The 20572-nt window shown below is 75.3% G+C and carries 13 protein-coding genes; 11 read left to right on the top strand and 2 right to left on the bottom strand.

Annotated features, from left to right (window positions below; genetic code table 11):
- Positions 1-38: 38 nt before the first annotated feature.
- Entirely contained in the window at positions 39-1685 is a 1647-nt protein-coding gene (locus ACI792_RS01330; protein WP_456600984.1) for a Wzz/FepE/Etk N-terminal domain-containing protein, read from the bottom strand.
- 163 nt (positions 1686-1848) lie between these two features.
- Positions 1849-2883, bottom strand: a complete 1035-nt coding sequence (locus tag ACI792_RS01325; protein ID WP_456600983.1) for a sulfite exporter TauE/SafE family protein — start codon at positions 2881-2883, stop codon at positions 1849-1851.
- 271 nt (positions 2884-3154) lie between these two features.
- Between ACI792_RS01325 and ACI792_RS01320 the strand changes: the two genes are divergently transcribed.
- From ACI792_RS01320 to ACI792_RS01270, 11 genes are all read left to right on the top strand, one after another.
- Positions 3155-4102 (top strand): hypothetical protein, encoded by a 948-nt coding sequence (locus ACI792_RS01320; protein ID WP_456600982.1) that lies wholly within the window; start codon positions 3155-3157, stop codon positions 4100-4102.
- Between the two features lie 205 nt (positions 4103-4307).
- Positions 4308-9074, top strand: a complete 4767-nt coding sequence (locus ACI792_RS01315) for a PKD domain-containing protein (protein WP_456600981.1) — start codon at positions 4308-4310, stop codon at positions 9072-9074.
- A gap of 187 nt (positions 9075-9261) precedes the next feature.
- Complete coding sequence (gene mfd, locus ACI792_RS01310) at positions 9262-12816, top strand: transcription-repair coupling factor (RefSeq protein WP_456600980.1); 3555 nt, start codon at positions 9262-9264, stop codon at positions 12814-12816.
- A 57-nt stretch (positions 12817-12873) separates the two neighbouring features.
- Positions 12874-13842, top strand: coding sequence for a peptidylprolyl isomerase (locus tag ACI792_RS01305; protein ID WP_456601167.1), 969 nt, complete (start codon positions 12874-12876; stop codon positions 13840-13842).
- Between the two features lie 31 nt (positions 13843-13873).
- On the top strand, positions 13874-14806 hold the full coding sequence (locus tag ACI792_RS01300; RefSeq protein ID WP_456600979.1) for a MazG family protein: 933 nt from the start codon (positions 13874-13876) through the stop codon (positions 14804-14806).
- 126 nt (positions 14807-14932) lie between these two features.
- The gene (locus ACI792_RS01295) at positions 14933-16219 is read left to right on the top strand and encodes a mechanosensitive ion channel family protein (RefSeq protein ID WP_456579383.1); all 1287 of its coding nucleotides are present in this window, start codon (positions 14933-14935) and stop codon (positions 16217-16219) included.
- A 63-nt stretch (positions 16220-16282) separates the two neighbouring features.
- Complete coding sequence (eno, locus tag ACI792_RS01290) at positions 16283-17560, top strand: phosphopyruvate hydratase (RefSeq protein WP_456600978.1); 1278 nt, start codon at positions 16283-16285, stop codon at positions 17558-17560.
- A 10-nt stretch (positions 17561-17570) separates the two neighbouring features.
- Positions 17571-18161: a septum formation initiator family protein gene (locus tag ACI792_RS01285; RefSeq protein WP_456600977.1), complete on the top strand. Its 591-nt coding sequence runs from the start codon at positions 17571-17573 to the stop codon at positions 18159-18161.
- 1 nt (position 18162) lies between these two features.
- Positions 18163-18723, top strand: a complete 561-nt coding sequence (locus tag ACI792_RS01280; RefSeq protein WP_456600976.1) for a DUF501 domain-containing protein — start codon at positions 18163-18165, stop codon at positions 18721-18723.
- Positions 18720-19667, top strand: coding sequence for a Ppx/GppA phosphatase family protein (locus tag ACI792_RS01275; RefSeq protein ID WP_456600975.1), 948 nt, complete (start codon positions 18720-18722; stop codon positions 19665-19667). Before ACI792_RS01280 ends, ACI792_RS01275 begins: the two co-directional genes overlap by 4 nt.
- A 62-nt stretch (positions 19668-19729) precedes the next feature.
- Positions 19730-20494 (top strand): uracil-DNA glycosylase, encoded by a 765-nt coding sequence (locus ACI792_RS01270; protein ID WP_456600974.1) that lies wholly within the window; start codon positions 19730-19732, stop codon positions 20492-20494.
- Positions 20495-20572 lie beyond the last annotated feature (78 nt).

Below are 20572 nucleotides of genomic sequence, written 5' to 3'. Positions count from 1 at the left end.
GCTCCCGGCAGCCCGTGTGGCGGCGGGCGCCGCCAGGGTCATCGTCGTGCGGCGCCGCTGCCGACGGCCGCCTCCGCGGCATCCGGACGGCGCGGGGCGGCAGCGGCCGGCGGGAGCTCCGGACCCGGTCCGGCCGGCTCGTACCGCGCCAGCACGGCGCCCAGCACTGGCCGGCGCACGGCCTGCAGCTGGTCGAGCGCGTCGGCGACCTGGCGGGCGGTGGTCTGCTCGGTCTCCACGACCAGGAGGGCGTGCTCGGCCGCACCGACGAGGGTCTGCGCACCGGTGCCGCCCTGCGTCGCCGGAGCCTCCACGACGACGTAGGAGACGGTGGCGAGCAGCTGGTCGACCAGGTCGCGGAAGCCGCGGGTCTGCAGCAGCGCCTCGGCGCGGTCGGGATCCGAGCCGGCGCCCAGGACCCGCAGCGTGGGAAGGCTGCGGGAACGGACGGCGACGTCCTCCAGCGTCTTCTGCCGGTCCAGCACGTCGGCCAGGCCCGCCTCGCGGGAGTAGCCGAGCACGGCGTCCGCGGTGCCGGCGAAGACGTCGGCGCAGACCAGGCAGACGTCCTCCCCGGCACGGGCGAGCGCGGCGGCGAGGTTCGCGGCCACGGGGCCTCCGCCCCGGTGGACGCCCGCCACGAGGACCACCTTCCGGGACGGGCCCTGCCCGAGCTCGGCCATGACCAGGTTGCGCAGGCGGGCGTAGGTGCGCCCGTCCGGGGAGGTCGGTGCGACCACGGAGACCTCGCCCTCCCGCAGGGGGGCGACCAGCGTCGCCATGGCCGACGCCCCGGACCGCCGGTGCAGGTCGTCGGCGGTGCGGATCCGGTCGTCGGACCGGTGGCGGAGCGCTGCCGCACCGACGCCCACCAGCAGCCCGAGCAGGCCACCGGCGAGGAGGGAGAGGACGACGTCCGGGCTGCTGGGCGAGGGCGGCAGCTCCGCCTCGGTGACGACGCGGCCGGGCAGGACCGCAGCGGCGCGGACCTCGTTCTGCTGGGCGCCCAGACCGGTCAGCTGGTTGCTGAGCGAGCTGGCCTCGGCGCTGCGGCTGGCGCGCTCCGGCGAGCCCTCGGGCAGGGTGCGGACGGCCTCGGTGACCACCCCGAGCCGTTCGCTCACCTGGTCGATGCGGGTCTGCAGGGCCTGGTACTCCGCGTCGAGGGCTGCCTCGGTCGAGTTCTCACGGGCCTGCAGGTAGGCGTCGGCGAACGCGCGCGCCCCCTCCTGCGCCTCCTGCGCGGTCGGTGCCACGAAGGAGATGGTGAGGATGTCGGTGTTCGGCGGGACCGTGACGGTCACGCGGTCGCCGAGGTCGTCGACCTGCTCCTGGGGCAGGTCGAGCAGCACGGCCGCGTCGAGGACGGTCGCGGTCGAGGTGACCAGCCGCGCCTCGGTGTCGAGGTTGATGTCGGCCGCTCTGGCGGCCGACTGCGTCGAGACCGGCGTCGGGGCGGTGACCAGGACCGAGGTGGCCGAGGTGTACTCCCGCGGTACGACGAGGAGGTAGAGGCCCGCGACCGCGAGTCCCAGGACGCCGCAGATCACGACCGCGGCCCACTCGCGGCGGAGCAGGACCCAGTAGTCGGACAGGCGCACGGCGTTCGGGGTGCTCTGGCTGGACAATGTTCTCCTGGTCCCCTCGTCGACCGGCTCCCGGAGCCGGTGCACCCGGTTGGGCACTCGTGTACCTGTCGTCGTCTCGAGGTGGTCCGACCGGTGTGCCAGTCGTACCAGCGGCGCGTCCGTGCAACGACCCCTCCACCCGGTGCCACCACCCGTAGGGGGCAGGTGGCGCACCGCGGATCGGGCGGCCCGCGGTGCAGGGCGTGGCGGTAGCCGGCCGTCAGTGACGAGCCGGCCGCTCCGACCCGGTCGACGCCATCGCGGGCTGCGGGAGCTCCTCCTGCCGTCGGCCCCGCCACTGCTCCCAGAGCGCGGTGAGGATGCGGGCGCGCGGCGGCAGGCCGTGCCGCGCGCGAGCCGCCATCCACAGCAGGGGGGCGACGACGACGACCACCGCGAGCGTCGACACCATCGCCAGGTCGGGCAGTCCGAGCAGCTTCAGCGCGGACGCGAGCAGGACCAGGGCGAGCGCGCGCCGCACCAGGCCCCCCGGCGCCCGGGAGGAGAGCCGGGCGCCCAGGTAGACGCCCGGCAGGCAGCCCACCAGCAGGGAGGTGGTGAGGTCGAGGCGGAAGTCGCCGAACAGCAGGTGCCCCAGTGCGGCGGACGTGACCAGCGGGACCGCCTGGACCAGGTCGGTGCCGACCACGCCGGCGGCCGACAGCCGGGGGTACAGCCAGAGCAGGGCGATGATGATCAGCGAGCCGGACCCGACCGACGTCATGCCGACGACGAGCCCGCCGATGGCGCCGACGACGATCGTGGCGACCGGCCGCAGCCGGGGCACCGCGAGGTCGGGATCACCCGGTGCCGGGAGCGGCCCGCAGGCACCGCGGGCCCGGCGCTCGGCCGCTCGCCGGCCCCGCGCCACCATCGACTGGTAGGCGCGCACGATGAGGCCGGCGGCTGCCAGGAGCAGCGCGACGCCCAGGGCCGTCTTCGTCCACGCCTGGACGCCGCTGCCGGAGCCGAGGGCTCGGGAGACCAGGACGCCGCAGAAGGCGCTCGGTACCGAACCGATGCACAGCAGCGCCACCAGGCGCAGGTCCACGGTGCCGCGCCGCAGGTGGACGGCGCCGCCGACCGGCTTCGTCACCGCCGACACGACCAGGTCGCTGGAGACGGCGGCCAGGGGTGGCACGCCGAAGAAGAGGACGAGCGCGGGGGTCATGAGCGCACCTCCGCCCATGCCCGTCAGCCCGACGACGACACCGATGAGGAGGCCCGCCAGCACCAGCGTGAACTGCAGGTCCACGGTCCCCCTCCCCTCCTGTCCCCGGCGCGACGCGCACCCGTGCGTGACCGGGAATGCCACCGCCCGGATTCCCGAACCTAGGTGCGGGGGAGGGCGGCGGGGCCTGCGGACGTCGCGTCCCTCCCCCCATGGGGGAGGGACCGGTCATCCGATGGGGCGGGACGGCCGGCATCCGCCGGACGGGGCCGGCGTGCCGCCGTAGCGTCGGCCGGCCGGAGGGCCGGTTCCCGAGGAGACCGGGCCGGCCACGGCGGACCGAGGGGTGGTGGACATGCTGAGGACGGGGCGTCGCCCCTGGTGCCTGGTCGCCGCCGTCCTGCTGGTGACGCCGGTGTCCGGTTCCGCGGCGGGGACGTCCGCACGCACGAACGTCCCCGACTACGCCCACCGCTGCCTGGCGGTCGGTGCCTACGTCGTCTCGGCGGACACGGCGCCCGGTCCGGCGCTGGAGGCCTTCCGGGCCAGCGCGGACGAGCTGGGGCCGTTGACGATCCGGCGGTCGTTCAACCCGTCGCTCCCGGAGAGCTTCGAGCGCTCCGCGGCCGCGGAGGACCCGAGCGCGGGCCTGCGGTCGTTCGTCTCGTGGAAGCCGCCCGGTCGTGACGTCCGGGGAGCCGCGGCGGGACGCTACGACGACGAGGTGCGGGCCTGGGCCCGGACCGTGCCCGAGGGCGTCTTCGCCACCGCCTTCCACGAGCCGGAGAACGACATGTCGGCCGAGGAGTTCGTGGCCCTGCACCGCCATCTGCACGAGGTGGTCACCGGGGCGAATCCGTCCATCCGGTGGGGGCCGGTGTACATGGCCTACTGGTGGGACCCGGCCGAGCCCGACCACTACGTGGGCGACCCGCGGGCGTGGTGGCCGGGAGCTGCCTACGCCGACTTCGTGGGCGTGGACTGGTACGCCTTCGAGCCGGTGGCCATGACGACCAGTCCCTCCTTCCGGCACTGGTACGACTTCATGGCACCGACCGGCCTACCGCTCTTCGTCGTGGAGTACGGCCAGTACGAGCTGAGGCCGGGGGAGGTGTCGGACCCGGCGATGGAACGGGCCCGTGCCCGGGCGATCAGGCAGGACGCCGCCTGGATCGCCCACCACCCGCAGGTGGCCATGTGGATGTACTGGCAGGGACCCGGGCCCACCGGGGACTGGCAGTTGCGCGACGAGCCGTCCCGGCAGGCATGGCGGGAGGTCGCCGAGAGCGGCTGCCGTCCCTGAGAGGCACGCCGCCTCGGGGCCGCATCACCACTCTCCGTGATCGACCTGCTCCGCATGGCGAGGTCGTCGCCCGTCGTCGCCACCCGTCCGGGCGAGAAACCGGCCTCGGCGTGGAAGATCGACACTACGCACTGTGATCCTCGGCGGGCTTGGGGCTCGGTTTCACGGGGGGAGCCCCTCCGTCGCGGAGGGACGCACGGGCGATATGGCAAGGATCTGGCGCGGGCTGTGGGCGGCGATCGTCGTCGCGATCATGTCGACGTTCGTCACGGGGGTCGGGCCGGCATCGGCCGCCACCGCCCAGGGCGGGGTCGTCTCGGCACAGCCGGGTGCGTCGACGCCGTACGTGCTCGACAACCGGGTGCTCGACATGGCGCAGGTCGGTGACCGCATCGTGGTGGTCGGCGACTTCACCGCGGTCCGGGACTCCCCGGCGAACGGCAGCGGCGCGTGGGACCAGCCCTACGTCTTCGCCTTCGACGCGCGGACCGGGGCCATCGACCGCGCGTTCGCCCCCGCGCTGAACGGCATGGTCCAGGCGGTGGAGGCGGGCCCGGAGGGCACCGTCTACCTCGGCGGCACGTTCGCGACCGTCAACGGCGCGACCGGGACCCGCAACCTCGTCCAGGTCTCCCTGGCGTCGGGCGCACGAGTGGACGGCTTCCGCCCCGCCGGCATCAACGGCGCGGTGACCGACCTCGTGCTGGCGGGCGGCCGGCTGTACGTCGGCGGCTACTTCAACGCCATCGGCGGGGTGCCGCACGGTGGTCTGGCCACCCTCGACCCCGCCACCGGGGCGACCGACGAGTACCTGGGCGTGGACGTCGCGGTCAACCACAACTGGCCCAGCGGCGCGAGCCGCGGTTCGGTGGGCGTGAAGGACCTCGCCGTCTCCCCGGACGGCACCCGGCTCGTGGCGATCGGCAACTTCAAGATCGCCGACGGGTTGCCGCGGGACCAGGCGGTCGCGGTGCTGCTGCAGGACCAGGGCGCCACGGTGGACCCGGGGTGGCGTACCCGCCGCTACGAGCCGGCCTGCGCCAAGGACTACATGGACTCCTACGTGCGGGAGGTGGACTTCGCGCCCGACGGCTCCTACTTCGTCGTCGTCACCACGGGCGGGGAGTACAGCGGCACGCTGTGCGACACCGCGGCGCGCTGGGACGTCGGGACCACCGGGGACGACGTCCAGCCGGCCTGGGTCGCCGAGACCGGGGGCGACACGCTCCACTCGACCGCGGTCACCGGCGCGGCCGTGTACGTCGGCGGCCACCAGCGCTGGCTCAACAACCCCCACGGCTCCGATCAGGCGCTCGCCGGTGCGGTCCCGCGCCCCGGGATCGCCGCGCTGGACCCGCGCACGGGCCTCCCGCTGTCCTGGAACCCGGGGCGGCACCCCCGCGGCATCGGTGCGGAGTCGCTGCTGGCGACCGACACCGGTCTCTACGTGGGTTCGGACACCGAGTTCTTCGGCGCCCGCGAGCACTACCGCCCGCGGCTGGGCTGGTTCCCGCTCGCCGGCGGCGCCGCCCTGCCGCTCGAGGACACCGGCGCCCTCCCCGGGAACGTCTACCTCGGGGGCAGCGTCTCCATGCTCGGGCTCCAGGTCACCAACGACCTGCGGAGCCGGAGCTTCGACGGCACGACCGCTGGACCCGACCGCTCCATGCCGACGGGCGGCCTGGACTGGCGGTCGGTCAAGGGCTCGTTCCTCGTCGACGGCAGCCTCTACTACGGCGCCTCGAGCGGGGGCTCGTTCTCCCTCTTCCGCCGGAGCTTCGACGGGACCACGTTCGGCCCCGCGACGCAGGTCGACCCCTACTTCGACCCGGTCTGGAGCAGCGTCGACTCCGGCTCGGGCACCACGTTCCAGGGTGCGCGCCCCAGCTTCTACAGCGAACTGTCCTCGGTGACGGCGATGGCCTACCAGGGCGGCCGGCTGTACTACACGCGCACCAACAGCAGCCAGCTGTTCTACCGGTACTTCTCGCCGGACAGCGGGGTCGTCTCCGAGACCCGGTTCTCGGCGGCCGGCAGCGGCTTCTCGTCCGTCTCCGGGCTCCTCGTCGACGGTGACCAGCTGTACGTGGCGAGCTCGTCGAACGGTGAGCTGCGTCGTACGGCGTTCACCGGGGGGGTGCCCGGAGGGGAGGCGACGGTCGTCAGCGGCCCGTCCCGGGACGGGGCGGACTGGCGGGTGAAGGCCCTCTTCCTCGGTCCGACGCCGAACCAGGCGCCGGTCGCCGCGATCGCCACGGACTGCCTGGGCCTCGCCTGCGCGCTGGACGCGTCGGGTTCCACGGACGCCGACGGCACGGTGGTCGAGCACCGGTGGGACTTCGGGGACGGGACGAGCGGCACGGGGGTGGCTCCGGCCAAGACCTACGCCGAGGCCGGCACGTACACCGTGACGCTCACCGTGACCGACGACGACGGTGCCACCGGGTCGGCGGCGCAGCAGCTCGTCGTGGCCCCGGCCGAGGAGCCGGGCATCGCGTTCGTGGACGCTGCCGCCACGACGGCGCGGCCGGTGCGGGCGGCCTCGGTGACCGTGCCGGCCGCCGTGGAGGCCGGGAACGGGCTGGTGCTGGTCCTGTCGACGAACTCGGCCGCGGCCGGCACGGCCCCCGAGGGGTGGACGCAGGTCGGCGCGCAGTCAGCGGGCACCGGGATGAACACCCAGGTCTTCACCCGGGTCGCCGCTTCCGGGGACGCCGGTTCGACGGTGACGGTGTCGCTGCCCGAGTGGTCGGCGGTGTCGCTGCAGGTCCTCGCGTACTCGGGTACCGCCGCCTCCGGGCCGGTGGCGACCGTGGTGGGGGCCGCGAACCTCGGAGGAACCTCGCACACGACTCCCACGGCCATGGCTGCCGAGGGCCAGACGGTCCTGTCGGTCTGGTCGGACAAGGGGCCCTCGGCGCGGCAGTTCACGGCCCCGCAGAGCGTGACGGAGCGCAGCAACCTCGCCGGCGGGGGCCGGGGCGACGTGGCCACGTTGGTGGCCGACAGCGGCGCTCCCGTGCCGGCGGGCCCGGTGGGCGGGGTCACCGCGACCGTGCCCACGTCGAGCAGTCGCGCCACCATGCTGACGCTCCTGCTGCAGCCCGCCTCCGGCACGGCGAACCAGGCGCCGGCCGCGGTCATCTCCTCCTCGTGCGCCGAGCTCACCTGCTCGTTCGACGCCGCGGAGTCGACCGACCCGGACGGTGGACCGCTCTCCTACGCGTGGGACTTCGGGGACGGTGCCACCAGCACCGAGGCGGCGCCGGTGCACACCTACGCGGCGGCCGGTGAGTACACGGTGGCCCTGACGGTCACCGACGCCCAGGGTGCAGCCGACGGCGGGACGGCGACGGTCACGGTGACGGCTGCTCCGGTGGGCACCGGCATCGGCCTGCGCGGTTCGGCCGGTGTGGCGGCACGGCCGGTGACGGCGGCGTCGGTGGACGTCCCGGACTCCGTGCGCGCCGGCGACGGCCTGGTGCTGGTCCTCTCCACCAACTCCGCGGCGACCGGGACCGCGCCGGAGGGCTGGACGCCGGCCGGTGGCCAGGCCGCCGGCACCGCCATGACCACGCAGGTCTTCACCCGCGTGGCCACGGCGAGCGACGCCGGCTCCACCGTCGAGGTCTCGGTCGGCACCTGGTCGGCGCTCACGCTGCAGCTGATGGCGTACTCGGGCACCGCCGTCTCGGGGCCGGTGGCCTCGGTCACGGGTGCGGCCGACGGGGCGGGCCTCACGGCGCACACCACGCCGGTGGCCGAGGCGGCGGCGGGTAGCTGGGTGCTGTCGATCTGGTCGGACAAGGGGCCGGAGGGGCGGCAGTTCACGCCGCCGGCGGAGCTGAGCGAGCGCAGCAACATCGCCGGTGCCGGCAACGGTGACGTCGCCACGCTGGTGGCCGACAGCGGCGCTCCGGTGGGCGGTGGGCCGGTCGGGGGGCTGACGGCCACCGTGTCGGCGCCCAGCAGCCGCGCGGTGATGCTGACGGTGGTGCTGGCGGCGGACGAGGTGGCTCCGCCCGCCGAGCCGGTCGACCCGGCCGACCCCGGCGATCCGGCCGAGCCGGTCGGGTCCGCGCCGGAGGCGGTGCTCACCTCCACGTGTGCCGGGTTGACGTGCGAGTTCGACGGGTCGGCGTCGTCGGACGCGGACGGGCCGGTGACCTCGTGGGCGTGGGACCTGGGTGACGGGACCACGGCGACCGGCCCGGTGGTGGAGCACGCGTACGCCGCGGCCGGGGACTACCTGGTGTCCTTGACGGTGACCGACGCCTCCGGGGGCATCGGTACGGCGGAGGCGACCGTGACGGTGGCCCCCGCCCCGGTCGGCGCCGGCATCGGCTTGCGTGGTTCGGCCGGTGTCGCGGCACGTCCGGTGACGGAGGTCGCGGTGGAGGTGCCTGCGGCGGTGCGGCCCGGCGACGGGCTGGTCCTGGTGCTGTCGACGAACTCGGCGGTGACGGGGACCCCTCCGGCCGGCTGGGCCCTGAGCGGTCAGCAGGCCGACGCCACCGCGATGACCACCCAGGTCTTCTCCCGGGTGGCGGCGGCCGGTGATGCCGGGTCCGTGGTGACGGTGAGTCTGGGGGGGACGTCGTCGGCGGTCACGCTCCAGCTGCTGGCCTACTCGGGGACGGCCGCCACGGGCCCGGTGGCGTCGGTGGCGGGCGCCGCCGGCGGGTGGTCGCCGGGGACGGCCCACACGACGCCGGTGGCCGAGGCGGCGGCGGGTAGCTGGGTGCTGTCGATCTGGTCGGACAAGGGGCCAGAGGGGCGGCAGTTCACGCCGCCGGCGGAGCTGAGCGAGCGCAGCAACATCGCCGGTGCCGGCAACGGTGACGTCGCCACGCTGGTGGCCGACAGCGGCGCTCCGGTGGGCGGTGGCCCGGTCGGGGGGCTCACGGCCACCGTGTCGGCGCCCAGCAGCCGCGCGGTGATGCTGACCGTGGTGCTCGCCCCCGCGGTCTGACGGGGCGGCGCGGCGCTCGGGCGGCCGGCCGGTGGGAATCGATCCCGCCGGCCGGCCGTTCGGCGTCTCCAGGGGTCACCGGCCGCGGGCCGGGACACATCCCTCGGCGGATTAGCCTGGTCGGTGGCGGACCGCTGTGCTGCACGCGGCCGACCTCCGTGATCGAAGGACCCCCGGGAGAACAGACGTGACCTTGCGCGGCGTGCTCGACGTCGTCCTCGCCGACCCGGGCATGGCCCGCGTCGTGGCCGCGGCCGGGAACGCCGAGCTGGCGGTCACCGCACCGCCGCCCGTGCAGCCGCTGGTGGCCGCTGCGCTCGCCGCGCGTGGCGGCGCGGGGGTACCCGTCCTCCTGGTGACGGCGGGGGAGCGCGACGCCGACGCGGCGGCCGATCTGCTCCGCTGCTTCCTGCCCGACCGCCGGGTCGAGACCTTCCCCGCCTGGGAGACGCTGCCACACGAGCGGCTCAGCCCGCGGGCGGACACCGTCGGCCGGCGCCTCGCGATCCTGCGCGACCTCACCCACCCCGGTCAGAACGGCACGATCGACGTGCTGGTCGCCCCGGTGCGGAGCGTGCTGCAGCCGCTGGCGCCGGGGCTCGGCGACCTGGTGCCCGTCGAGCTGAAGCCCGGTGACTCCGCCGGGCTGGACGACATCGCCCAGGCGCTCTCCGACGCCGCCTACAGCCGCGTCGAGCTGGTCGAGAAGCGCGGCGAGTTCGCCGTCCGCGGCGGGCTGCTCGACGTCTTCCCGCCGACCGAGCCGCACCCGGTGCGCGTGGAGTTCTGGGGTGACGAGGTCGACGAGCTGCGGTACTTCTCCGCCGCCGACCAGCGCTCGCTGGACGAGCGGCCGGACCGGCTGTGGGCGCCGCCGTGCCGCGAGCTGCTGCTCACCGGGGAGGTGCGGGCCCGCGCCGCTGCACTCGCCGTCGAGCACCCCGGCCTGATCGAGGTCCTGGGCAAGCTGGCCGAGGGCATCGCCGTCGAGGGCATGGAGTCGCTGACCCCGGCCCTCATCGGGGACGCCGCCATGCAGCTGCTCACCGACCTGGTGCCCGCGGGCACCCACGTCCTCGTCTGCGACCCCGAGCGGGTGCGCAGCCGCGCGGCCGACCTGGTGCGCACCGCGGACGAGTTCCTCGCCGCCTCGTGGGCGACCGCCGCGGAGGCGGGGGAGGCCCCGCTCGACCTGGGGGCGTCCTCCTTCCGCGACCTCGCCGACGTGGAGACCGCCGCCCGCACGCGCGGGCTGCCCTGGTGGACCACCGGGGTGTTCGCGCTCGGGGGTGGCCTGGGGGACGAGGACACGGCCGACGAGCGGCAGGTCACCCTCGACGCGACGCCCGTCGAGCGCTTCCACGGCGACCAGGGCGCCGCCGTCGAGCGCATGCGCGGCTGGCACCGCGACGGGTGGCGGGTGGTCGTCACCTTCGCCGGCCCCGGCCCCGCCGAGCGCGCCGCCGACCAGCTCACCGAGGCCGAGCTCGGCGTCCGGTTGGTGCCCGATCTCGCCACCGCCCCCGACGCCGGGCTCACCCACGTCACCCAGGGCAACCTCGAGGCGGGGTTCGCCTTCCCGGGCGTCGGGCTGGCGCTGGTCACCGAGCACGACCTGACCGGCCAGCGCGGCACGACGATGCGCGACGCGGTGAAGATGCCCGCCCGCCGGCGCAACGCCGTCGACCTGGTGCAGCTGCAGCCGGGCGACCTGGTGGTGCACGAGCAGCACGGCGTCGGCCGCTACATCGAGATGATCAGCCGCACCGTCAACGGCGGGCAGCGGGACTACCTGATCGTCGAGTACGCGCCGTCGCGGCGGAACCAGCCGCCGGACCGGCTGTTCGTGCCCACCGACGCCCTCGACCAGCTCACCCGGTACGTCGGCGGGGAGGCCCCGGCGCTGTCCAAGCTCGGCGGCGCCGACTGGCAGAAGACGAAGAGCTCGGCCCGCAAGGCGGTCAAGCAGATCGCCGGTGAGCTCATCCGCCTGTACTCGGCGCGCATGGCCACCCAGGGCCACGCCTTCGGCCCCGACACCGTCTGGCAGCGCGAGCTGGAGGACGCCTTCCCGTTCCAGGAGACGCCCGACCAGCTGGCCGCGATCGACGAGGTCAAGGCCGACATGCAGCAGACCGTGCCGATGGACCGGATCATCTGCGGCGACGTCGGCTACGGGAAGACCGAGATCGCCATCCGGGCCGCGTTCAAGGCGGTCCAGGACGGCAAGCAGGTCGCCGTCCTGGTGCCGACGACGCTGCTGGCCAACCAGCACTTCAAGACCTTCTCCGAGCGGGTCGCGCAGTTCCCGGTGACGGTGAAGGTGCTCTCCCGGTTCCAGTCCGACCGCGAGACCACCGAGATCCTCCGGCAGCTCGCCGCCGGCGAGATCGACATCCTGGTGGGCACCCACCGGCTGCTGCAGCCGACCACGCGGTGGAAGGACCTCGGCCTGGTCGTCGTCGACGAGGAGCAGCGCTTCGGCGTCGAGCACAAGGAGTACCTGAAGACGATGCGGACGGCGGTCGACGTCCTGTCGATGTCGGCCACCCCGATCCCGCGCACCCTGGAGATGAGCCTCACCGGCATCCGCGAGATGTCGACGATCCTCACCCCGCCCGAGGAGCGGCACCCGGTGCTGACCTACGTGGGTGCGTGGAGCGACAAGCAGATGGCCGCGGCGATCCGCCGCGAGCTGCTGCGCGACGGCCAGGTGTTCGTCATCCACAACCGGGTGCAGTCGATCGACAAGGCCGCGGCGAAGATCCGCCACCTGGTGCCCGAGGCCCGCATCGCCGTCGGGCACGGCCAGATGAAGGAGCACGAGCTCGAGCGGATCATGGTCGGCTTCTGGGAGAAGGAGTACGACGTCCTGGTGGCGACGACGATCGTCGAGTCGGGCCTGGACATCCCGAACGCCAACACGCTGATCGTCGACCGCGCCGACACCTTCGGGCTCTCCCAGCTGCACCAGATCCGCGGCCGGGTCGGGCGTGGGCGGGAGCGGGCCTACGCGTACTTCACGTACGACCCCACCCGCACGCTGACCGAGACCTCGGTGGACCGGCTCACCACGATCGCGAACAACACCGACCTCGGCGCCGGCATGGCGGTGGCGATGAAGGACCTGGAGATCCGCGGCTCGGGCAACCTGCTCGGCGGCGAGCAGTCCGGGCACATCGCCGGCGTCGGCTTCGACCTGTACGTGCGGCTGGTCGGGGAGGCGGTGGCCGACTACCGGGCGCAGGTGACCGGCGAGGAGGCGCCCGCCGAGCCGGTGGAGGTGCGGGTGGACCTGCCGGTGGACGCGCACCTGCCGCACGACTACGTGCCGGGCGAGCGGCTGCGCATGGAGGCCTACCGCAAGGTCGCCGCCATCCAGGACGAGGATCAGGCGCAGGCGGTGCTCGACGAGCTCACCGACCGGTACGGCGCCCCGCCGGCACCCGTCCTGAACCTGCTCGCGGTCGCCCGGTTCCGGGTCGCGATGCGGGCGCTGGGCATCACCGAGGTCTCGCTGCAGGGCCGCACGGTCCGGGTGGGCCCGGTCGACCTGCCGGAGTCCAAGCAGATGCGGCTGGCCCGGCTGGCCGACGGCGCCTCGTACAAGGCGGCCGTGCGGATGATCTCGCTCAAGGTGCCGGTCGGCCCCGACCGCCGGACCCCGCTGCGGGACGTCGCCCTGCTGGAGAACCTGCACTCGGTCCTGCGGGCCGTGCTCGAACAGCCCGTCGCCGCGTAGCCGGGCCGGGGCGGCCTGCGGTCCAGGTCACATGCGGTGTGGCAGTCTCGCCGCGTGATGCAGCACCGCGCCGTTCGTGCCGGCACCGCCGCGCTCCTGGCCGTCCTCGCCCTGGCCGGGTGCCGGTCGGCGCCGGACGTCGCGGCCTACGTGGGCGACGAGCAGATCACCGTCGACGAGCTGCAGGCCCAGGTCGACGACCGCCTGGAGGACCCCGAGATCGCCGCCGCCGTCGCGGGCCGGGAGGACGACTTCACCGTCCAGGTGCTCGGCCTGCTCCTCGAGGGCGAGGTGCACGACGCCGCGGCGCAGCGGTTCGACGTGCAGATCACGGACGCCGAGCTGACCCGCCGGATCGAGGAGCTGTTCGGCGACCCCGAGGCCGTCTACGCCCGGCTCGCCCCGCAGGGCATCTCCCCGGCCGACGTCCGCGAGAGCGTGCGCCAGCAGCTGGTGCGCCAGGAGATCGCCATCGGCGAGGGTGCGGCGGAACCCGTGGACGAGGCCGCGCTGCGCGCCCGCTACGAGGAGGTCCGGGAGCAGGTGGGCCAGGTCGAGTACGGCGTCGTCACCGTGCCCGACCAGGCGACGGCCGACGCGGTCGGCGCGGAGCTGGCGGCCGATCCGGCGAGCTATCCCGCGGTGGCCGCCCGGTTCCCCGGCCAGTTCACGCTGCCGGAACTCACCCGCTCGGCACCGGGCGAGCTGCCCGCCCCGCTCGCCGAGCCACTGGCCTCTGCGGCGCCGGGGACGGCGGTCGCGGTGCCGGTGCCCCAGGCCGGCGGGGTCGTCGTCGCCTTCCGCGCCGGCACGGTCTACCCGTCGTTCGAGGAGCTCCGGCCGCAGCTGGTCCAGGCGGCCGGCGAGGAGGTGGAGGCGGCGGCCGCACCGCTCCTCGAGGAGGTGCGGGCCGACCTCGACATCACGGTCAACCCCCGCTACGCGGTCTACGAGGACGGGCGGCTGCTGCCGGGCGGCACGGGGGTCGTCGAGATCCTCGAGGACGGGACGACCCCCGTCGAGTAGCCCCGGCGTCCGGTACCCGGAGACTGGGCGGGTGCCCGTCGCCCTCGTCGTCACCGTCGACCCCCGTCTCCCCGCGCTGCTGGGCGCGGACGGCTGGACGGCGGTGACCGGCCCCCGGCCCGTCGTCGCGCTGCCCGGCGCTGCCGCGGGGACCGCGATGCTGCGGGCCGCCGGCGTCGCGGTCGAGGAGCTGCCCGGCGCCGAGGCCGCGAGCGCCCGCGAGGACGACGTCGTCTGCCTGGCGTCGCCGGACGAGGCGACCGCGCTCCCCGGGGTCCCCGCGGTGGCCGGGGCGCCGGCGCCGCCCGGCGCGCGGCTGCTGGACGTCGTCGCCGTCATGGACCGGCTGCGCTCGCCCGGCGGGTGCCCGTGGGACGCCGAGCAGACCCACGCCTCACTGCGCGGCTACCTGCTGGAGGAGGCGCACGAGGCCTACGACGCGATCGTCGACGACGACTACCCGGCCATGCGGGAGGAGCTCGGCGACGTGCTGCTCCAGGTCGTCTTCCACGCCCGGGTGGCGCAGGAGGACGACGGGCGCGGCTTCGACGTCGACGACGTCGCCGGCGACCTGGTCGACAAGCTGGTGCGCCGGCACCCGCACGTGTTCGGGGACGCCGGGCCGCGCGATGTCGCGCAGGTCGAGGCCGGCTGGGAGGAGATCAAGAAGGCGGAGAAGCAGCGCCGCTCGCCCACCGAGGGCGTCTCCCGCTCGCAGCCCGCCGCCTCGTGGGGCGCGGCCCTCGTGCGCCGGGCCGGGCGGGTGGGTCTGCCCACGCCGGAGCCGGCCGAGCTGCCGGACACGAGCCCGGAGGCGCTCGGCGAGCGGCTGCTGGGCGTCGTCGCCGCCGCCGAGGCCCGGGGGTGGGACGTGGAGGACGCCCTGCGGGAGGCGGTGCGCCGGTACGCCGGGGAGCTGGACGCCGCCGCCGCGGACCGACCCGATGCGGGGACGCCGGCCTGACGGAGGGCCCCCGGCTGGCTAGCGTGGTGCACCTGCGCCGTTGCCTCGAGAGGAGCCGGTCCGCTGCCCGCCACGCTGTCCGCCCCCGCGACCGACCCCGTCGGCCCCGACGAGGCCGTCGAGGGCGTGTCCGGCCTGCTGCCGTCGGAGACCTGGCAGGTCCTGCTGGTCCTCGCCGGCGCCGCCCTGGTGGCCTGGCTGCTCGGCGTCCTCATCGGCGTGGTGGTCCGGCGCGTGGGCCGCGGCTCGCCGGTGACCGCCGACCTCTCCCGCCGGGGCCGCACCCCGCTGCGTGCGCTGCTGGTGCTGGGCGCGGTGACCGTCGTGCTGGAGGCGGCGAACGAGCTGGGCGACTGGTCGGAGGTCGTCGTCCACGTGCTGGTGCTCGCGGTGATCGCGACCATCGGCTGGCTGGTCGCGGTCGCCGTCTTCGTCGCGGCCGACGCCTGGCTGGCCCGGTACGACGTCGACGTCGCGGACAACCGGCACGCCCGGCGGGTGCGTACGCAGATCTCGCTGCTGCGCCGGCTGGCCGCCGTCCTCGTCGCCGTGCTCACCGTCGCGGCGATGCTGCTGACCTTCCCCGGCGCCCGCGCCGCCGGGGCCAGCATCCTGGCCAGCGCGGGCGTCATATCCATCGTCGCCGGCCTGGCCGCCCAGACCTCGCTGGCCAACGTCTTCGCCGGCCTGCAGCTGGCCTTCACCGACGCGATCCGGGTCGACGACGTCGTCGTCGTGGAGGACGAGTGGGGGCGGATCGAGGAGATCACCCTGACCTACGTCGTCGTGCACATCTGGGACGACCGGCGCCTGGTGCTGCCCTCGACGTACTTCACCACCACGCCGTTCGAGAACTGGACCCGCAAGGAGTCCGCCGTCCTCGGCGCCGTCGAGCTCGACGTGGACTGGACGACGCCGTTCGACCGGATGCGCGAGGAGCTCGACCGGCTGGTCGCCGACGACGAGAACTGGGACCAGCGGGTCAAGGTCCTGCAGGTGACGGACGCCGTCGGCTCGCTGGTGCGGGTGCGGGTACTGGTCAGCGCACAGGACGCGGGGACGCTGTTCGACCTGCGCTGCGCCGTCCGCGAGGGGCTCGTCGGCTGGCTGCAGCGGGAGGCGCCGCACGCCCTGCCGCGGGTCCGCAACGAGGGCGCCGCCGGGTACGAGGCGCCGGAGCGGCGCGGACCGCGGCCGGCGCCCGACCCCCGCACCGCCCCGCGGCCGGCGAGGCCGGCCGACCGGGGGCCGACCACCAACGAGGGGCTGTTCACCGGCAGCCTGGAGGCCCGGAAGCGCTCGCAGGCGTTCAGCGGGCCGAGCGAGGAGGACCAGGCCGAGCGGGCCCGCCACGACCGGGCGGCCGCCGACGGCGGCACCGCGGAGCAGCGGCCGGTACCGCCGGCGCGCTGATCCGGGCGGGGCGAAGCCGGGGGAGCACCACACCGGGCGGTTCGCCTGGCTAGGCTGCTCCCCGTGCCGAGCATCGATGCCGTAGGCGCGCGGGAGATCCTCGACTCGCGCGGAAACCCCACCGTGGAGGTCGAGGTCGCCCTCGACGACGGGACGATCGCCCGGGCCGCCGTGCCCAGCGGCGCCTCCACGGGCGCCTTCGAGGCGGTCGAGCTGCGGGACGGGGGTGACCGCTACGGCGGGAAGGGTGTCACCAAGGCCGTCGACGGAGTCCTCGACGTCATCGGCCCCGAGCTCGTCGGCTACGAGGCCACCGAGCAGCGGCTGGTCGACCAGCGCCTGCTCGACCTCGACGGCACGCCGGACAAGTCGCGCCTGGGCGCCAACGCGATCCTCGGCGTGAGCCTCGCCGTCGCGCGGGCCGCCGCCGACTCCACCGGCCTGTCGCTGTTCCGCTACGTCGGCGGGCCCTCGGCGCACATGCTGCCGGTGCCGATGATGAACATCCTCAACGGCGGCGCGCACGCCGACAGCAACGTCGACGTGCAGGAGTTCATGATCGCCCCCATCGGGGCGGCCACCTTCGCCGAGGGGCTGGCGATGGGCACCGAGACCTACCACGCGCTCAAGGCGGTGCTGAAGGGCCGCGGCCTCTCCACCGGCCTGGGCGACGAGGGCGGCTTCGCGCCCGACCTGCCGAGCAACCGCGACGCCCTGGATCTCATCGCCGAGGCCGTCGACAAGGCCGGCTACACCGTCGGGACCGACATCGCCTTCGCGCTCGACGTCGCCGCCACCGAGTTCCACACCGAGGGCGGCTACGACTTCGAGGGCCAGACCCGCTCGGCGGAGTACCTGGTGGACTACTACCGCGGCCTGGTCGACGCCTACCCCATCGTCTCCATCGAGGACCCGCTCGACGAGGAGGACTGGGACGGCTGGATCGCGATGACCGCCGCCCTCGGCGACCGCGTGCAGATCGTCGGCGACGACCTCTTCGTCACCAACCCGACGCGGCTGGCCGACGGCATCGCCCGCGGCGCGGCCAACGCCCTGCTGGTCAAGGTCAACCAGATCGGCACGCTCACCGAGACCCTCGACGCGGTCAACCTGGCCCACCGCAACGGCTACCGCTGCATGATGAGCCACCGCTCGGGCGAGACCGAGGACACCACGATCGCCGACCTCGCCGTCGCCACCGACTGCGGGCAGATCAAGACCGGTGCCCCGGCCCGCAGCGAGCGCGTGGCCAAGTACAACCAGCTGCTCCGCATCGAGGAGGAGCTCGACGACGCCGCCCGCTATGCCGGTGCGTCGGCCTTCCCGCGGCTGAACGGCTGAGCGGAGGGCGATGAGCAGCGTCCGCGGCCGGCGGGGCGGGAGCGAGGGGCGGCGCGCGACGGGCCGGGCGCCCCGCGTGCACCACTCGCGGCCGGTCCGCACCGGGCTGCGGTCGGGGGCGTCCAGCCGGCCCGCGCAGCGGCGCCCCAACCGCCGTCCGGAGCGACGGCCGGCCGCGGCGGCCCGGCGGCGCCCCCCGTTCACCGGCCGTGCGGTGGTGCTCGTCGGGCTGGTGCTGCTGCTGGCCCTCACCCTCGCCGGGCCGATCCGGCAGTACCTGGCCGGTCAGGCCGAGCTCACCCGGCTGGCCGCGGAGGGCCGGCAGCTCGACGAGCGGGTCACCGCGCTGCAGGGGCAGCTCGAGCTGCAGGCCGACCCGGTCTACGCCCAGCGGCAGGCGCGCGAGCGGCTGTCCTACGTGCTTCCGGGTGACCGGCTGGTGCTGGTCGTCGACGGCGAGGCCGTGGAGGGCGATGCCGGCACGCTGGCGGCGGCCGCCGCGGAGCCGGGGCAGCTGCCCTGGTACGAGGGGCTGATGCGCTCGCTGGCCGACGCCGACGGCGGCGACGGCACGCAGGACGACGACGGGACGGCGGAGTGAGATGAACGACCCCGCTAGCCCCCAGCCCTCGCACGCTCCGCCCGGGCCCCTGCGGCGCGGCCGTTCCAGCCCGGTCAGCGAGGAGGACCGGGAGGTCGTCGGCCGGCAGCTCGGCCGCCCGCCCCGGGCGCTGGTCGGCGTCGCGCACCGGTGCCCCTGCGGCCAGCCGGACGTCGTCGAGACCTCGCCGCGGCTGGAGGACGGCACCCCGTTCCCGACGCTGTACTACCTGACCTGCCCGCGCGCCTCGGCCGCCGCGAGCCGGCTGGAGTCCACCGGGCGCATGCGGGAGTGGCAGGACGAGCTCGCCACCGACCCGGAGCTCGCCGCCGGGTACCGCGCCGCGCACGAGGCCTACCTCGCCACGCGCGACGCCGAGGACGTGCTGCCCACGCGCGCGACCGCCGGCGGCATGCCCGACCGCGTGAAGTGCCTGCACGCGCTGGCCGGCCACGCGCTGGCCGCCGGGCCGGGCGTCAACCCGATCGGGGACCGCGCGGTCGCCGAGATGGGGGAGTGGTGGGCCAAGGGGCCGTGCGCCCGGCCCGAGGACGACGCATGACGCGGGTGGCCGCCATCGACTGCGGCACCAACTCCATCCGCCTGCTCGTCGCCGACGTCCCGGTGCAGGGCGGCCACACCGACCTGCTGCGGCGGATGGAGGTCGTGCGGCTCGGCCAGGGGGTCGACGCCACCGGCCGGCTCGCCCCGGAGGCGATCGAGCGCACCCGCGTGGTGCTGGCCGAGTACGCCGCGCAGGCCCGCGACCTGGGCGCCACCGACGTCCGGATGGTCGCCACCAGCGCCACCCGGGACGCCGCCAACCGCGCCGACTTCGAGGGCATGGTGCGGGCCACCCTCGGCCGGACGCCCGACGTCGTGACCGGCCGGGAGGAGGCGGAGCTGTCCTTCCTCGGGGCGACCGGGTCGATCGCGGCGGCGGCCGCCGCCCACGGGCTGGACCCGGCGCCCGCCCCCTGGCTCGTCGTCGACATCGGCGGTGGCTCCACCGAGTTCGTGCTCGGCGACGACGACGGCGTGCTCGCCGCCCGCTCGGTCGACATCGGCTGCGTGCGGCTCACCGAGCGGCACCTGCACGAGGACCCGCCCACCGCGGAGCAGGTCGCACGGACGGAGCGCGACATCCGCGCCGCGCTCGTCTCCGCCACCGCCGAGGTGCCGGTGGAGAAGGCGGCGAGCCTGGTCGGGCTGGCCGGGTCGGTCACCACCGTGGCCGCGCTCGCGATGGGGCTGCCCGCCTACGACTCGACGGCGATCCACGGGTCGCGCATCCCGGTGGCCGACGTCCGGCAGGTCTCGGCGGACCTGCTGGCCGCGACGCGGGCGCGTCGTGCCGCCGAGCCGGTCATGCACCCGGGCCGGGTCGACGTCATCGGCGCCGGGGCGCTCATCCTGCGCGTGCTCATGGACGAGTTCGGGCTGCCCGAGGTCACCGTCAGCGAGCACGACATCCTCGACGGCATCGCCCTGCGCCTCGCCCGTTGAAGGACCCCGGTGCCCCCCACGACTCGCACGCTCGTCGCGGGCCCCTGCACCGGGGCCGTTCCATGACCTCGCGGGACGACGGCGGGTTCCCCGTCACGCGGACGCCGGCGGGCGTGGTGCGCAGCGCGCGGGCCGCCCGCGAGCTGCCCGTCCTCGACGACCGCATCTCCGGTTGCTACGCCTGCCCGCGGCTGGTGGCGTGGCGGGAGGAGGTGGCCCGGGTCAAGCGCGCCTCCTTCCGCGACGAGGAGTACTGGGGCCGGCCGGTGCCGGGGCTGGGCCCGGCCGACGCGCGGATCGCCGTCGTCGGCCTCGCCCCGGCCGCCCACGGGGGCAACCGCACCGGCCGGGTCTTCACCGGCGACCGCAGCGGCGACTGGATCTTCGCCGCGCTCTGGCGCGCCGGGCTGGCGAACCAACCGACGTCGACGCACATCGGCGACGGGCTCGAGCTCACCGACGTGCGGGTGGCCGCCGCGGTGCGCTGCGCCCCACCGGCGAATGCGCCCACGCCCGAGGAGCGGGACACCTGCTCGCCGTGGCTGGCCCGCGAGCTGGAGCTCCTGCCCCGGCTGCGGGTGGTCGTGGTGCTGGGCGGCTTCGGCTGGACCGCGCTGTGGCCGGTGCTCGCCGCCGCGGGGTACGTGCTGCCCCGCCCGAGGCCGGCGTTCGGGCACGGCGTCGAGGTCGCGCTGGCCGGCTCCCGCGGCCCGCTGACCCTGCTGGGCAGCTACCACGTCAGCCAGCAGAACACCTTCACCGGCAAGCTGACCGAGCCGATGCTGGACGCCGTCCTCACCCGGGCGACCGAGCTCGCCGCGAGCTGATCGGGGCACCTCACCGGTCGACGGCGTCGTCGGCACCAGCACCTCGGCGGGCCGGTCACCCAGCTGGCCGGCGGACCT

Source organism: Blastococcus sp. SYSU DS0669 (assembly GCF_054050895.1).
Note: the sequence above shows the minus strand (reverse complement) of the source record. Positions and strands in the feature narration are given on the sequence as shown.

What these genes read in the sequence shown, in the direction of transcription:
- ACI792_RS01320 (WP_456600982.1), top strand. Translation starts at nt 3,155, where the DNA reads ATGCTGAGGACGGGGCGTCGCCCCTGGTGCCTGGTCGCCGCCGTCCTG.
- ACI792_RS01315 (WP_456600981.1), top strand. Translation starts at nt 4,308, where the DNA reads ATGGCAAGGATCTGGCGCGGGCTGTGGGCGGCGATCGTCGTCGCGATC.
- ACI792_RS01305 (WP_456601167.1), top strand. Translation starts at nt 12,874, where the DNA reads ATGCAGCACCGCGCCGTTCGTGCCGGCACCGCCGCGCTCCTGGCCGTC.
- ACI792_RS01285 (WP_456600977.1), top strand. Translation starts at nt 17,571, where the DNA reads ATGAGCAGCGTCCGCGGCCGGCGGGGCGGGAGCGAGGGGCGGCGCGCG.
- ACI792_RS01280 (WP_456600976.1), top strand. Translation starts at nt 18,163, where the DNA reads ATGAACGACCCCGCTAGCCCCCAGCCCTCGCACGCTCCGCCCGGGCCC.
- ACI792_RS01275 (WP_456600975.1), top strand. Translation starts at nt 18,720, where the DNA reads ATGACGCGGGTGGCCGCCATCGACTGCGGCACCAACTCCATCCGCCTG.
- ACI792_RS01270 (WP_456600974.1), top strand. Translation starts at nt 19,730, where the DNA reads ATGACCTCGCGGGACGACGGCGGGTTCCCCGTCACGCGGACGCCGGCG.